Source organism: Bartonella sp. AP58NXGY (assembly GCF_042195785.1).
Classification (GTDB): Bacteria; Pseudomonadota; Alphaproteobacteria; order Rhizobiales; family Rhizobiaceae; genus Bartonella.
The window spans coordinates 18222-32159 of sequence record NZ_JBHIOY010000010.1 but is presented as its reverse complement, the minus strand read 5'-3'; the positions used below and the strand labels follow the sequence as shown (position 1 = coordinate 32159).

Sequence of the window (13938 nt, the reverse complement as noted above, 5' to 3'; positions counted from 1 at the left end):
GCGCCATGATGTTAGCTTTGGGTGGTTTTATCTTTTCCATTGAAACAGCTGCTTATCAAACCCTTGACATGTCTTATGGTATTCCATGGGTAGAACAAGGGCGATTGGGACGCAAAGCAGCGCTTCAATTGCCTGCTGTAGCAAATGCGGAATTTTCTTTAACTGGTGTGATTTATCCAGATTTCAAAGGTGGTCATAGACAACTCGAATATTTGCAACAAATGGCACATGAAGGACCTCACATTCTTGTAACCGGCAAAGGCAAGATTTTAGGCAAGTTTGTCATTCTTTCCGTAGAGGAAAAACAAAGCGTTTTTCATCATAATGGCACCCCAAAAAAACAAGAATTTACAATAAAGTTGAGAGAATATGGTGAAGAGCTATGAGTGATCTTTACGTAACAAAAGAAGGCGATATGGTTGATGCCATTTGCTGGAGATACTATGCAAAGGGTCAACAAGCCCTTGCTGTTGAACGCGTTTATGCAGCAAATTTTGGTCTTGCAGACTATGGACCCATTTTAAAAGCAGGTATCACGATACTCTTACCAACCCTCCCCTATCCGAAAGCCACACCAGTGATCAGAATTTGGGGTAGCAAATCATGAAACCTTTTTGCATGGTTCTGGCAAATGGAGAAGACATCACCAAAACGCTCATGGATTATGTTTTATCAATTGAAATTACCGATGAAGCAGAAGACAAAAGTGACCGCATTACCATAGAGCTTGATGACCGCGCCCGTGACAGTGATAACGGCTTTCTTGATATTCCTCTCATCGGAACAATCATTTCTGTCACACTTGGCTATGAAGGCGGCAAAAACCGCGATATGGGAGCCTATCTAATTGATGAAATCTCTGTAAGCAGCCCTCCACAAAGTTTAAGCGTGACAGGGCGCGCCGCCTCTATGAATACGTCTTATAGAACACCCAAAAGCCAATCCTATCACCAACAAACCCTTGGCAGTATTGTTCAAGAGATAGCACAGCGCAATGGCTATACACCAAAAGTTGACCCTGCTCTTGCTAAAATTGTTGTGCGTCACATTGATCAAACTTCTGAAAGCGATATGGCTTTTGCCGCACGCCTTGCAGGAGGATATGATGCGGTAGCAAAACCCGTTGATGGCAAACTTGTGCTCGCCAAACGGGGTGAAGGCAAAGCTATCACTGGTGAAACACTCCCCGTTATTATTATCCATGAGAAACATTGCACCTCTTGGGATTTTAAATACAGTGCGCGTGATGAAGCAGGAGCAGCAAACGGCTTAGCAACAGAGGCAGGAGATGATCAAAAAGCCGCCGCTGATGCACGAGAGCCAGAGGAAATTGAAGAAGGCAAAGATGTTATCCATATGGATGAAAGTGATGCCCCCAATTTGCCTAAAGCAGAGACAGCAGCCGATACATCTGAAGAACAAGAAGAAGAGAAAAAAGGCGGTGTTATTGCAAGCTATCATGATATTCGCACTGGTGAAAAAAAAGAAGTCAAGGTTGGTAACGCACCGTTTCATGAACTCAAATATACCTACCACAATCAATCAGAAGCTGTTGCAGCCATTGCGGCTTATCGCAATAAATCATCGCGTGGGAAATCTTCTTTCTCATGTGATCTTGGTGGTGATCCTTTTGTGCAAGCAGAAGCAAAACTTGTTCAAGAGCCCCCTTTCCGCCCCTATATTCCAGCAGAATGGCGTATCAAAAGTGTTAAGCACAAACTTGATAAAACGGGTGGTTACACTACAAAAATAGAGTGCGAGCTTTTTGGTGAAGCCCAAGAAAACACAGCCGGAAACGTTGCAAACACCATACCAGACAAAGATGATACCCTTGACCCAAATGCCCCACCTAACGCATGTGATGAAGGCGAAGGCGTTATCCATATGGATGAGGAAGATAGATAAGCAAAACTATTTGATGATGATAAAAAGAAATACTATTTTTATTTTACTATTCCTAAAAATACTGCTAAACAGCGTTCAATTTCTACCATTTTATCTGCATGAATGGAGCCAAAAGCTGGGCTAACTTTTTCACATCTTACCGTCATAATCTTATCAATCATGACTTGCGAAGGTTTTTGCAAACCATTTTTGGTATCTGGTTGGAGAGTAATGCGGAGTAATGGCGCATCAACAAGTGTACTTGTAATTGGCAAAACCGTTACACTTGTATGTTCACTGAATTGATTAGCTTGAATGATTAACGCAGGTCTTGGTTTACCAAAATCGCCTTGCATAGCTATTGTGACGAGAGATCCACGTATCATTCTGCCCAGCCATCAACATCCATTAAAGATTGATCCATCAACAACTGTATAGATGTATCTGTTTTATCCATTTTTGCGACTAAGCGACATTGGCGTCGGCACTCTTCTGCAAAGTTCGGTTGGCGAGTATCTGGTACCCAAATTTGCATTAAACGCAAACCTGCTTTTCTTTGTGCGTTGCGATGTTTTTGAACGCGTTCATTGACGTGCATTGTAGCCATAACAAAATCTCCATTATGTTTCATGTAACGTATAACACAGAAAAAAGTTACATGAAACACTACTTTTAATAAAACGCAATAATTACAATTTTAATCTATCAATCTGCCCCACCTTTTGTGGGGCTTTTTTATAGGAGCAATACATGAGAACAATATCACCAGAAGGACTTGCACTTATCAAACAATGGGAAGGTTTGCGTTTGAACGCCTATAAAGATGCCATTGGGGTGTGGACAATCGGTTATGGACATACAAACAATGCTGGAAAACCTTTTGTTCATAAAGGTATGGCAATCACTGAAAAACAAGCAGAAGAACTTCTTTGCCAAGACTTAAGACAATTTGAAAATGCCGTTGAACAAGCTGTTCAAGTTTCTTTAACCGATGAACAATTCGCGGCTTTAGTCTCCTTTTGCTATAATGTAGGAACAACAGCCTTTTGTAACTCGACACTGTTAAAAAAGCTCAATCAAGGTGAATATGAAGCTGTCCCTGCAGAGCTACAGAAATGGACCAAAGCAGGCGGAAAGCGTCTTGAAGGTCTCGCACACCGGCGTGCAGCAGAAGCAGGCTTGTGGGCGAAAGGTGCTTTTGTTTCCTCTAACTACCAAACCGTAGAAACGCAAGCACCAACGGGACTTTTTAAAGCAGAAGCCCTTGCACCAGTTATTGGTTCTTTTTCTGGGCTTGGTGGTTTGTTAGCAGGCAATGGACCAATCCAATGGGCTTTGGCCACCATTATGATTTTAGCTGCATGTGCTGGCATTTTCTTTGTTGCTAAACGTTTTCAGGAACACCGCCTATGATCTTATGGATGAAAAGAAATCTGCTGTTAACAGGCGCGGCTCTAGCCGCTTTTTTTATGGCTTTGGCAAAAGCTTTCACTCTTGGAAAAAAGGCAGAACAGCAAAAGCAAACAGAAAAAACCTTAAAAGCAGCAACAACACGGCTGGAGGTGGAAAATGAAGTTAATCAGAAAAGTGATACTGATGTACGTACTGCTCTCTCTCGTTGGTTGCGCGACAAATAAATACGCTTCTTCTTGTGTTGGTTGGTTGCCCATTTATTTAGAGAGGCAAGATATTGACGTCATCAGTTCCAATTTAGCAAGAGAGATCTTAAAGCATAACAAGCAGGGTGAACGTGTGTGTGGGTGGAAACATGGCTAGAAAAAAAACACAAGACGATACAGAGCTTACGGAAGCAGAAAAAGAAATCCTTCAAGAAATCATCATGACCTACAAAAGTATAAAAGTGATGTCACGTTATACGAAATGGATTGTACTCATTATACTCTTATTAGCGCTTGATTTTTCACGTATTATGGATGCATTAGTAAGTATTTTTACACAAAAACCAAATATCCGACTCTAAACATACTCTGAGACGCGCGAAATTCTTTAGAAAATGGTTTCTTAATTTTGCACGTCTCATGGATGCCATAGACAATGTCTTTGCACATCTCAAACAGTGGTTTTCAAAAACTGAAAGCCTTATCCCCTCCCCGCTTTTAAAACGGGGAGATGAAATCGGTTTTAAACTTAAGCAGCTTTCGTAACAGATCTTGCTAAGACCTGCTTTGCTTCTTCAACAAGCTTTTTATAATGCCTGCTTTCTTCTGCTATCGTAAAAGCTTTAACGAGATGCATATGAAGAGGTCCATAAATGTAAACAGCTTTTTTAGTTGGAGACATTTTATCCCAATCTTTTGGGAAATTAAAGCGTGTATCATTATCATAATCACCAGATTGACTTTTTAGCTTTTTCTCACACTCAATAAAGTAACGACGAGCCTGTCTACCTTTCTCATTGCGTTCAACCATGGAGAGTTCTTTGGCCATGTCTAGAGTGAGGTGATAATCTATTGCTGTAACAGCTCTAGATTTTGCGGTCCCCAATTTTGGGGACCGCAAATCTTGTGTTTTTATAAAATCACTACCCTCTTCAAATTTATACTGATGAATGCGGTCTTTAATCCAGGTAGAAAAATCTTTCCCTATTTCCAAAAACGCGTGTAATTCGCGTGCATTTACTGTCTGAACAGTTTCCTGATCAACTGTTTGTTCCGTAATTTTTATAAGAATGTTCATAATGAACTCCTATGCAGTTAGAGGTTTTCTATTGACACTCAACAAAGAATGCCGGGTGCTAGAAAACACGGTGCATAGTCCGTCGTTACGCTTTCCCTATAAAAGGTATTGTATAGCGTAACTACACCCGACAAAGCCATTATATGCGTGTAACATACAATGAGTCAAAGCCTTTAATATGCGGAAAATAAACTGTTTCGGCAATCTATCCGCTATGCATCCAAGGTGTTTTCTAGGCACCTGATTCGAAAATAGACACATTGTTATAATCCTGTCAAGTCGCTCCTGTTATAAATGCAGCCCACTGTTCCAAGAGAGCATGGCGTTGTTCTAAAAAATCCGTTCGCATATAAGCTTTTGTCACTGAACTCCCAACTGAATGCGCAAGAACAGTTTCTGCAATCTCAAAAGGTGTTGATGTTGTCTCTGCTATCCAATCCCGAAGACTAGATCTGAAACCATGGGGTCTATAATCAAAACCTTTGTCTTTCATGAATTTAGAAAGTGTTACATCAGATATAGGCTTTCCAGAACTCCCAGCAAATAAAAAACCATTCTTTTCAAAGGGAAGGGATTTCTCAATCACTTTCAAAGCTTCATGACTTAATGGCACGCGAAAATCTGAAACTTTTCCCACAATACCTTTCATATTTTCTTTTGGTATTGTCCATATATTTTTATCTATTTGTTCAAGACGCAAATATCGCAATGGATATGACCTTACCCCCGTCAAAATAAGCAACTTCAGTGCTAAATTTGAAAGAATCTTATCATCCAAGCTTTGATAAAATGCCGGAACCTCTTGCCATGGCATAGCAGGGATATTTTGAACATTTTGAATAAACTTTCCTAATAAAGCTTTTGCTTTTGGGACCAATTGCATATCCACATCTATGCCACGCGCTGCCGCATGTTTTATAGCAATATTCAAACGTGATAAAGCCTTGCTCGCTGTTTCATTTTTTATTTTCCAAATAGGCAACAAACACTCTTTTATATCAAATTGCGTCAATTCAGTAATTGCTATATCCCCAAGTTTAGGAAAAACATGCAATGTAAGAGGTGCTAACCACCTTGCTGCTTTACCTTCATTTTTCAATTCGCTTTTTTTAGCTTCAAAAGCACTTAAAACTATTTTTTGTAAAGAAATACTATCAACTGCCTGCCGTAATTTTTCATTTTTCCTTTTACGAATCGGGTCAATACCTTGGTGCAAAAGGTCACGGCAAGCTGTAGCTTTAAGCCTCGCTTCTTTCAAAGATACAACGCTACAAGAGCCTAATCCCATTTCACGACGTTTTTTATTGAAATCAAATCGAAAAACCCAACGCCCTTGATTTTGGGCTGTTTTGATAAGCCATAGCCCAGCTCCATCAGCGTATTTTCCTTTAGATAGATTTTTTACAGATAAGACAGATAGTCTATCACGTGTCCTTGTTCTGCTAACCACCTTCTAAACCACCTTTTAAAAACCACCTTCTAAACCACCTTCTAAACCACCTTCTAAACCACCTTCTAAACCACCTTCTAAACCACCTTCTAAACCACCTTTTGAATCGCACTTGGAGCGATTTCATTTGATAGCAAGATTATATACAAAAGGCAATTTTATAAATAAAATCAAATAAAAACAGTTAGTTATAAATATATAAAAAAGTAAAACGCGCAATCAGGTGATAGCGTAGAAAATTCTAAGAAAGAAAAAATAGGTGCACGCCGTCCGCACCAATTCATGAAAATTCTCTTTATTTTCTAATGTTTAGAAAACTATCTTTAAGTTTATTATTTGTAACTCTATAACAATATTATCAGATGATAACTGTAATGATATAAAAGACGAATCATTCCTTCTTTGCAAACAAATATTTCAACCATACTTTATAAACTAAAGAGTTACATTCTAAACAATAAAGAATCTGAATAATTCTTTAGAATCATTCAAAGTTAAAGATTTCTTTCCCACTATAATAAAGGCCCTACCAAAGATAGGACCTCTTAAACTCCTAAGCCGAATTTATTCCTACAAAAACTAGAATTTGTAAGCTATTCCTGCACGAAAATCATTCGTCTTATACTTAACTTCAATCTCGTCTTTAAATTTCTTTTTACCAAAATCTGAGTAACGATATTCCGCACGTAAAACAAGATTATCTGTCATTGCAAAATCAACACCACCACCCAGAGTGTAACCAATCATCATTTTTGTAGCATCCGATGTCCTATTAAAAGGTTCAGATCCCGTCATGACTGTCGACAAAACATCTTGAAATTGTCCATAAGCGATACCGCCAGCAATATAAGGCATCACTCGATGAGCAGAAAACCCAACACGCACCCTTGTGGCTCCAGTCCATTTTTGTTTAAAAGTATGATTAAAAGTTAAGCTATCCTTTTCTTCTGTAGTCTCTGTACCAGAGCGAGAAAAGCTAGGCCCCTGCTCTTTGTCAAACAGTGCCCTTTTATGACTTTCTTTCTTTTTACCATTTTCTTCAGTACCAGTATCAGTTCCCGTACCACTATCAGTTCCTTCAGGACTCGAACCACCAGCACTGGATTCATCAGCATGAAATTTTGTTTTTGTATCCTTTTTTTCCGTTAAAAGGATATCCGTATCAATCCCCACGATAAAATTATTACCAAGATCAAAATTAACACCCGCATAAAGGCCACCTACGAAGCCAGAAAGCTCAGGCATATACTGCTTCTCGATGGGTACCCATGGTTTACTTTTACTCTCCTCATCAGGATAGAGAGGAATATTAACATCACGCGTTATTGCAGAAGTTTTACTTGAAAAGCCACCACCTTGCCCCCCAAAATAAAAACCTGACCAAGAAAAAAGTGAAGAAGAAGCAACTTCTGAAGCAACATGTACTGACTCTTCAGGAACTATGACATCTGCAGCCTGTACTATAGAAGATGAAACCAAAGAAAAAACAGATGCTGTTATAAATTTTGTATTCATAAAATTATACCCCATTGCTAAATTTAAATATAATTAAAAATCACATTTAGAAAAACAAAGTTTTATAAAATTTTATACCAAAAAACCGCATGAACTCCTTTACATTTACATTTAAATCTATCACTACTAAATACATCATTACATCAAAATTGAATTTTATCAAATAAATTTTAACAACTATTAAAATATTATAATAATGAATACTTTAAATGATAAATCTTTAATAAAAATATCTATTATATTTTTAAAAATGAGAAAATGTAATACCTTTTTTATCCAAATTACCGCATAAAAATCATAAAATAGAATATTTCAAAGCATTTTTTCATGAAAAAAAATTCTGAAATGATGTAATTATTTTTAGCATATTGATATTTATTAAAAATATTATAACTATAAAATAGTATAAAAATACCTCTATATGCTTATATATAAAATGAATAATGTATATTCTACGTATATAAAAAATACATCTATCTTACACTGAAATCATACTACCACTTTTAAAGTATGAGATTATTAATACGCGCAATATCGTTATCTTTCTAGAGATTATCTCAAAAAAGTCCTCAACCACTTTATTTAAAAATTGCTCTTCCCCTACTGATTTCTATATTATCATCTGCTTTTATTGCAAAACGGTCTTTATTAGGAAAAGTTATAAAACATCCTTTCATACAAATTGTAATTGTTTGATGCGTATTTAAAGAAATTTTTAAAGGTACACTTCCTTCAACAACAATGAAAGAGTGTATCTTTAAATCAGTATTTTTCACTGTTGCGGCAAAAGCTGTTATGGTAAAAATATTCAACAAAATAACGGTAATAAAAGCATAAATACATTTCAGCATTCTAAGATTCCTTCCTCAGCAAAACGCTTATATAAGTCAAATCGAAGAGCATTGGTTATATGAGAAGATGAGGTAATATTAGGCACATAAATAGCCAAATTAAAGGAAAAATTCTTACAATCAAATGCAGTAAAACTCACCTGTGGGATAGGATTTTTTAAAACTCCTTCTGTCGCAAAAGCAATCTCTAATAAAATTTCAGCAACATGCTCTGGCGCAACCTTAGATGATACAGTAACTGGAATATCAATTCGTCCTACTTTATTACGTCTAGTCCAATTACTCACATTATTATTAATAAGGCTTGAATTGGGGATAATAATCGTCTTACGCTGAATTGTCTCAAGCTCCGTTGCACGCACACTAATACGCTTAACAACACCACCTACTGATCCAGATTCTATATAGTCTCCTATTTTAAATGGTCTTCCAACTAAAATAATAAGTCCAGAGACAAAGTTTTGGACAATATTCTGCAAACCAAAACCGATGCCAAGTGAAAGTCCTCCAGCAATAAGAGCAAAATTTCTAAGATCCAAACCTGCCATTGACAATCCTATCAAAGCAGACACCACAACGCCACCATAACTTATAACTGTTTTAATAGAATTACGTACACCAGAATCAAATTCTCCATGGTCCAACACCACATTATCTAACCAACCAATAAATCGGCGAATAAGAAACCAGCAGACACAAAAAGAAATAATTCCTGTTACAAGAGAAACCAAAGAAAGAGTAATATTTCCAATCTGAAAACCGGTAACCAATTGCCACAACACTACTTTCAAATCAGAATAGGAAAATCCAAACCGTACAGCAATGGGCATTGCACAAAATACCACAACAAACAAATTGAGAAAAACGCTCACAACAATTCCCAATTGATTCATCGTTTTTTCTTCTAAATGAAACCTCTGCATCAAAAGATGACCAACTGTTGTTTTCATAAATTGACCTTTAGTTCCAAGTGCTTGAGCGCTTTGTATTCCTAAATACATGAGAACTAAAAATGCTCCACCAATCATAATCTGCTGCATAATAAAACGTGCGAGACCAACATAACCTAAAAAATTCAACACAAGCAGCAATAATCCCAAACCAATAAGAGGAATGCGTATATAAAATGGCCAAAAATACGGTTCTTTTTTTTCTTCTTGAAAATTCCTACGTCTAAACCGCGCAGGTACAAATGATATTATAAACAGTAATATCGCTACAAGAAAAACAGCAATAAAACTTTTAGCAATTGTCAAAGATATAGGAGCTGAAATGATTTGATAAATACTATCAAGAACAGCATCAAATGCCAAAACACCCCCTAAAGAAGTGAGCAAAATCACCAATTGAGAAGCAGACGATGGTGCAATATTGAGAAGGCGCACATGGGGCCTATTCGATGAGAAAAGAACAACCGCTAATCGATTAATTAAAAACACTAAAATAATTTGACAACCGATCATATCAAAAACTGTCGTAAGCTTACCTGGATCTAAGTTAAAACTACGAAATAAAAACAACACAAGATAAACACAAAAAATACAGATAAGTGAAGGTAAGAGAACTGAAATAAAGGCGATTAATAAGCGCTGTAAATACGATATTTCCTCATTAGACTTCGTAAAGTGGCAATACACATGAACAAGAACTTTATGAGAAAAATATGAGAGACCAAACGTAATAAAAAGTGGAATTAAAAAGGAAAGAAATAGTTCTAATAACTTGAAATAAAATATAAAATTACACCAAGAATCTAACAACAACAGAAAATCTGATGAAGCCTCTTTTGTTTTTTGGGCAAGATGCTTAACCATCGGGATCGAAAACTCAAGCTTGTAGGTAAGTGTATGTTTAAAAAGCTCACGAGATTGAGAGATAGAAAGTTCAGCTATTCTATTCGTCGCCAAAAAAAACGCTTCAAATTGAAGCATGATACTATTAATTTTAGCTTTTTGCTCTATCAAGTAAGAGTATTCCTTCACTGAACTTTTCAGTTTTTTTACGTCATGATAGAGCTCGGTTAATTGATCAAGAAGTGCATTAATCTCATTAAGAGGAGAACGCAAAACAAATGCTGCCTCAAAAGCACGCTTACTGATATCTTGGGCCCGTAATCGCAGTTCTTCCAAAGCACGTTCATCTTCTGATTTTCTGTCAAAGTCCCTTTTTAAAGCTTTAGTATCTTCTTCAAGAGTCTTAATAATCAATTGTTGCTGTTGAATAATTTCATCAACTGAATAAGAAGCTATTGTTTGTTCGACAATTGTATTTTGGTCCTCCTTATTTCCCCATGCACCAGAATTTAAAGCAACAATAATCGCTAAAAGAAGGAAAAGTTTGTGGATATTTTTTTTACAAAACGAATACATATATACCTTAGATGCACAAAAAGGATTTTATCTTCTCCTTTAGATATAGTACAAGGAAGATATTTTCAACTTTTATAGAATAATCTTATAAAAGCTTTCCCTTATCCTATAATACTGATAATAAGATAAAAGAATGATAAATAAGCTGAGCTTAATAAGATTAAAGAAGGCACTCTAGTATGTTTTTTTTGCACCTTTATTGCAAAAAAGAAGATTTTTTTCCTTTGACAACCTGGATTTTTCTATCCAGTTTAGGTGTATTCTTGACGAGCAACCTAGAAACGCGCGCTTATTTAATCAAACAATCACACACCAATAATGTCATTAAAACGAATAGATTTGATTTACATCATAAGTGTGATCAGGTGAATGTTACCACAACTGAAAACAAAAAAACTGCACCACTCCATACAGAATCTATTTTTATTAGGACCTTTCAAACAATCCTAACACTGGATTTCTTTTTAATAAAGATTCCAGCTATTGTCACACAACCTTGTAACTTTCAAACACAATATTTCTCAAATAAACGCGCTCCTCCCAATGAACACACCTAATCCTCTTCCTTGAATTATAAAAAGATTACCTTATTTTATTTGTGCTTTTAACTTTGAATAACTGTTAGATTGCCTATTAGCGGAATATATCATGCGTACACCTGGTTGGTTAACTACCCTTTATTGCTTTATCCTTTTAAGCAGCATTTATGTTGCCTTACCCAATTTATTTTCACACGAACAAGTTAACAACTCGAAATTTTTACCCAATACCCGTGTGGCACTTGGTCTTGATCTTCAAGGAGGCTCTTCTCTTCTGCTCGAGGTTGATAGCAAAACGTTAAAACGCGATCAATTACACATCGTTTTAAGCAATGTGCGCAATGTATTGCGTGAAAAACAAATCCGTACATCAAATGTGCGTATCGTTGAAGATAGCGTTGTCGCGCTTATTTCTGATCCCTCACAAACTGAAAAAGCACTCTCTGCTTTGAAAACATTAATAACCCCCATACACAGTAGCTTTGGTACGACGGAACATAACATCACGATCAGTGCTCAAAATGAAATGTTTCGTATCACATTAACGGAAGCTGGTATAAAAGACCGTATAAGCAATGCTATTGAACAAAGCTTAGAAATCATCCGGCGCCGTATAGATCAAGTTGGTGTTTCAGAACCAGCCATCCAAAAGGTCGGAAATGACCGTATTATGGTCCAATTGCCTGGTTTACAAGATCCAAAACAATTACGTGATCTTTTAGGAACAACTGCCAAAATGAGTTTTCATCTTGTTCCTTCTAATGTGGATCCCAATAATCCACCGATAGGTGTTTCGATTCTTCCTGGATATACTGATGAAACGCAACGCTATGCAATTTATGATCAAATTGCTTTAGATGGAAATGTCCTGAAAGATGCCCGTGCTGGCTTTGACCCACAATTGCCAGGACGTTCTATGATTTCATTTACTCTAGATTCGGTTGGTGCAAAAATATTTGCCGATATAACACGACAAAATATTAACCGTCCTTTTGCCATTGTTCTTGATAATAAGGTTTTAACCGCTCCTACCATCAATAGTGTTATTCCCAATGGACAAGGTCAAATTACAGGAAACTTTGACCCCAAAGAAGCCTCAACTCTGGCTGCTCTGCTCCGCGCTGGTTCCCTCCCCGCACCACTCACCGTCATTGAAGAAAGAACCGTAGGTCCAAATCTTGGCGCTGATGCCATCCAAATGGGACTTTATACCGGCATAATTGGCTTTATTCTCGTTGCAATTTTTATTTTTCTTCTCTACCGCATTTGGGGACTTATTGCGAATATAGCACTAGCCCTCCATACGATTTTAACATTTGCTGCACTAAGCCTCCTTGGAGCTACGCTTACGCTGCCCGGTATTGCTGGTATTATCTTAGGCATCGGTATTGCCGTTGATGCCAATATTCTCATCAATGAACGTATTCGTGAAGAAAGTCGAAAAGGCGTGAGTGCTTTTGCAGCTCTAGATCGTGGATTTAAACAAGCTTTTGCAACCATTGTTGATGCAAATGTTACAGCCATTATAGCCACTGTTTTACTATTTTGGTTTGGCACAGGTCCAGTTCGTGGTTTTGCTGTAACAATGTTGCTTGGTATTATTATCTCCATGTTTACAAATATCACCATTGTCCGCATCATCATGATTTGGATTGTTCGTAAATGGAAAATTAAAAAACTGCATATTCATTCTGCTTTCAACATTCTCCCACAAAACACAACTTTCCACTTTATGAAAGCGCGCTTCATTGGTATTGGCGTCTCAATTGTTTTATCAATGGCTTCAGTTTTTCTCTTTTTTAAGCCTGGCTTAAATTTCGGAATTGATTTCATTGGCGGAAGCCAAATGAGTATTACCACGAAAACACCAGCAGACTTAGCCACTCTGCGTTCTAAGCTTTCTACTCTTAATATTGGTGAAATTACCTTGCAAAATATTGATAACGAAAACAGCGTATTAATTCGCATGCAGAAACAAAGTGGTAGCGAAGCACAACAAACCATCGCCATTGATAAGGTCAAAACAGTTGTACAAAATATCTACCCCGATACCATATTCGATCAAATAGAAGTTGTTGGCCCCAAAATTTCAGGTGAGCTTGCCACAGCTGCTTTTACTGCCGTTATTCTTGCGGCTATTGCCATGTCTTTCTACATATGGTTCCGCTTCGAATGGTTCTTTGCCATTGGAGCCATTGTCACACTCATTCTAGACACCACAAAAATGATTGGCTTTTTTGCTTTATTTCAATTTGATTTTAATTTAACAGCCATTGCTGCGCTCTTAACAATTGTTGGATATTCCATAAATGATAAGGTTGTCGTCTATGATAGGATGCGTGAAAATATGCGTCTTTATAAAAAAATGCCTTTGCGCGAACTGATTGATATGTCAATTAATCAGGTTCTTGTACGGTGTCTTTTTACATCAACTACAACGATTCTTGCTATGCTTCCCATGGCGATATGGGGTGGAAATGCTGTTCATAATTTTGCCTTACCCATGGTCTTTGGAATTATTATTGCAACATCATCCTCTATTTTTATTGCTGCTCCTATTTTACTCCTGCTAGGAAATTGGTGGCATAAACGAAATAATCGTGCCAATATTAAAGTGAAATGAGAATGCCTTT

The 13938-nt window shown here is 37.1% G+C and carries 15 protein-coding genes; 8 read left to right on the top strand and 7 right to left on the bottom strand.

Annotated features, from left to right (window positions below; genetic code table 11):
• Window positions 1–5: 5 nt before the first annotated feature.
• From ACFINC_RS07095 to ACFINC_RS07085, 3 genes are read left to right on the top strand one after another with little or no spacing between them, the layout of a single operon-like run.
• Window positions 6–386 carry a phage tail protein gene (locus ACFINC_RS07095; protein WP_375616731.1) on the top strand — a complete coding sequence of 127 codons (381 nt, stop codon included), beginning with the start codon at window positions 6–8 and terminating at the stop codon, window positions 384–386.
• Window positions 383–607 (top strand): tail protein X, encoded by a 225-nt coding sequence (locus ACFINC_RS07090; RefSeq protein WP_273789860.1) that lies wholly within the window; start codon window positions 383–385, stop codon window positions 605–607. The genes ACFINC_RS07095 and ACFINC_RS07090 overlap by 4 nt, the downstream gene beginning before the upstream one ends.
• The gene (locus ACFINC_RS07085) at window positions 604–1905 is read left to right on the top strand and encodes a phage late control D family protein (RefSeq protein ID WP_375616730.1); all 1302 of its coding nucleotides are present in this window, start codon (window positions 604–606) and stop codon (window positions 1903–1905) included. The genes ACFINC_RS07090 and ACFINC_RS07085 overlap by 4 nt, the downstream gene beginning before the upstream one ends.
• Window positions 1906–1943: 38 nt before the next feature.
• Here ACFINC_RS07085 and ACFINC_RS07080 read toward each other — a convergent pair whose 3' ends face one another.
• Window positions 1944–2270 (bottom strand): type II toxin-antitoxin system PemK/MazF family toxin, encoded by a 327-nt coding sequence (locus ACFINC_RS07080; protein ID WP_375616729.1) that lies wholly within the window; start codon window positions 2268–2270, stop codon window positions 1944–1946.
• Complete coding sequence (locus tag ACFINC_RS07075) at window positions 2267–2491, bottom strand: antitoxin MazE family protein (protein WP_375616728.1); 225 nt, start codon at window positions 2489–2491, stop codon at window positions 2267–2269. Before ACFINC_RS07075 ends, ACFINC_RS07080 begins: the two co-directional genes overlap by 4 nt.
• A gap of 143 nt (window positions 2492–2634) precedes the next feature.
• On the opposite strand from ACFINC_RS07075, the gene ACFINC_RS07070 reads away from it, so the two are divergent.
• The 3 genes from ACFINC_RS07070 to ACFINC_RS07060 all read left to right on the top strand — a co-directional run bounded on the left by ACFINC_RS07070 (window position 2635) and on the right by ACFINC_RS07060 (window position 3865).
• The gene (locus ACFINC_RS07070; RefSeq protein WP_375616727.1) at window positions 2635–3297 is read left to right on the top strand and encodes a lysozyme; all 663 of its coding nucleotides are present in this window, start codon (window positions 2635–2637) and stop codon (window positions 3295–3297) included.
• Window positions 3294–3521, top strand: coding sequence for a hypothetical protein (locus ACFINC_RS07065; protein WP_375616726.1), 228 nt, complete (start codon window positions 3294–3296; stop codon window positions 3519–3521). The genes ACFINC_RS07070 and ACFINC_RS07065 overlap by 4 nt, the downstream gene beginning before the upstream one ends.
• Before the next feature lie 131 nt (window positions 3522–3652).
• Window positions 3653–3865, top strand: a complete 213-nt coding sequence (locus ACFINC_RS07060) for a hypothetical protein (RefSeq protein ID WP_375616725.1) — start codon at window positions 3653–3655, stop codon at window positions 3863–3865.
• A gap of 167 nt (window positions 3866–4032) precedes the next feature.
• On the opposite strand, the gene ACFINC_RS07055 is transcribed toward ACFINC_RS07060, so the two are convergent.
• The 5 genes from ACFINC_RS07055 to ACFINC_RS07035 form a co-directional block, all read right to left on the bottom strand.
• Entirely contained in the window at window positions 4033–4581 is a 549-nt protein-coding gene (locus ACFINC_RS07055; protein ID WP_375616724.1) for an antA/AntB antirepressor family protein, read from the bottom strand.
• Window positions 4582–4855: 274 nt separating this feature from the next.
• Window positions 4856–6031, bottom strand: a complete 1176-nt coding sequence (locus tag ACFINC_RS07050) for a tyrosine-type recombinase/integrase (RefSeq protein WP_375616723.1) — start codon at window positions 6029–6031, stop codon at window positions 4856–4858.
• Between the two features lie 579 nt (window positions 6032–6610).
• Window positions 6611–7546, bottom strand: a complete 936-nt coding sequence (locus ACFINC_RS07045; RefSeq protein WP_375616722.1) for an outer membrane protein — start codon at window positions 7544–7546, stop codon at window positions 6611–6613.
• A 578-nt stretch (window positions 7547–8124) separates the two neighbouring features.
• Window positions 8125–8397, bottom strand: a complete 273-nt coding sequence (locus ACFINC_RS07040; RefSeq protein WP_375616721.1) for a hypothetical protein — start codon at window positions 8395–8397, stop codon at window positions 8125–8127.
• Window positions 8391–10766: a mechanosensitive ion channel family protein gene (locus ACFINC_RS07035; protein ID WP_375616720.1), complete on the bottom strand. Its 2376-nt coding sequence runs from the start codon at window positions 10764–10766 to the stop codon at window positions 8391–8393. Before ACFINC_RS07035 ends, ACFINC_RS07040 begins: the two co-directional genes overlap by 7 nt.
• 179 nt (window positions 10767–10945) lie before the next feature.
• Here ACFINC_RS07035 and ACFINC_RS07030 point away from each other — a divergent pair, with 179 nt between their 5' ends.
• Together ACFINC_RS07030 and secD are read left to right on the top strand one after the other, a co-directional pair.
• Complete coding sequence (locus ACFINC_RS07030) at window positions 10946–11323, top strand: hypothetical protein (protein WP_375616719.1); 378 nt, start codon at window positions 10946–10948, stop codon at window positions 11321–11323.
• 91 nt (window positions 11324–11414) lie between these two features.
• Window positions 11415–13928 (top strand): protein translocase subunit SecD, encoded by a 2514-nt coding sequence (secD, locus tag ACFINC_RS07025; protein WP_375616718.1) that lies wholly within the window; start codon window positions 11415–11417, stop codon window positions 13926–13928.
• Window positions 13929–13938: the final 10 nt, after the last annotated feature.

Excerpts from the sequence above, each read along its gene's own strand:
- ACFINC_RS07075 (WP_375616728.1), bottom strand. The coding sequence starts at position 2,491 with ATGGCTACAATGCACGTCAATGAACGCGTTCAAAAACATCGCAACGCA.
- ACFINC_RS07080 (WP_375616729.1), bottom strand. The coding sequence starts at position 2,270 with ATGATACGTGGATCTCTCGTCACAATAGCTATGCAAGGCGATTTTGGT.
- ACFINC_RS07090 (WP_273789860.1), top strand. The coding sequence starts at position 383 with ATGAGTGATCTTTACGTAACAAAAGAAGGCGATATGGTTGATGCCATT.
- ACFINC_RS07060 (WP_375616725.1), top strand. The coding sequence starts at position 3,653 with ATGGCTAGAAAAAAAACACAAGACGATACAGAGCTTACGGAAGCAGAA.
- secD (WP_375616718.1), top strand. The coding sequence starts at position 11,415 with ATGCGTACACCTGGTTGGTTAACTACCCTTTATTGCTTTATCCTTTTA.
- ACFINC_RS07045 (WP_375616722.1), bottom strand. The coding sequence starts at position 7,546 with ATGAATACAAAATTTATAACAGCATCTGTTTTTTCTTTGGTTTCATCT.
- ACFINC_RS07065 (WP_375616726.1), top strand. The coding sequence starts at position 3,294 with ATGATCTTATGGATGAAAAGAAATCTGCTGTTAACAGGCGCGGCTCTA.
- ACFINC_RS07055 (WP_375616724.1), bottom strand. The coding sequence starts at position 4,581 with ATGAACATTCTTATAAAAATTACGGAACAAACAGTTGATCAGGAAACT.
- ACFINC_RS07085 (WP_375616730.1), top strand. The coding sequence starts at position 604 with ATGAAACCTTTTTGCATGGTTCTGGCAAATGGAGAAGACATCACCAAA.
- ACFINC_RS07030 (WP_375616719.1), top strand. The coding sequence starts at position 10,946 with ATGTTTTTTTTGCACCTTTATTGCAAAAAAGAAGATTTTTTTCCTTTG.
- ACFINC_RS07040 (WP_375616721.1), bottom strand. The coding sequence starts at position 8,397 with ATGCTGAAATGTATTTATGCTTTTATTACCGTTATTTTGTTGAATATT.
- ACFINC_RS07070 (WP_375616727.1), top strand. The coding sequence starts at position 2,635 with ATGAGAACAATATCACCAGAAGGACTTGCACTTATCAAACAATGGGAA.
- ACFINC_RS07095 (WP_375616731.1), top strand. The coding sequence starts at position 6 with ATGATGTTAGCTTTGGGTGGTTTTATCTTTTCCATTGAAACAGCTGCT.
- ACFINC_RS07035 (WP_375616720.1), bottom strand. The coding sequence starts at position 10,766 with ATGTATTCGTTTTGTAAAAAAAATATCCACAAACTTTTCCTTCTTTTA.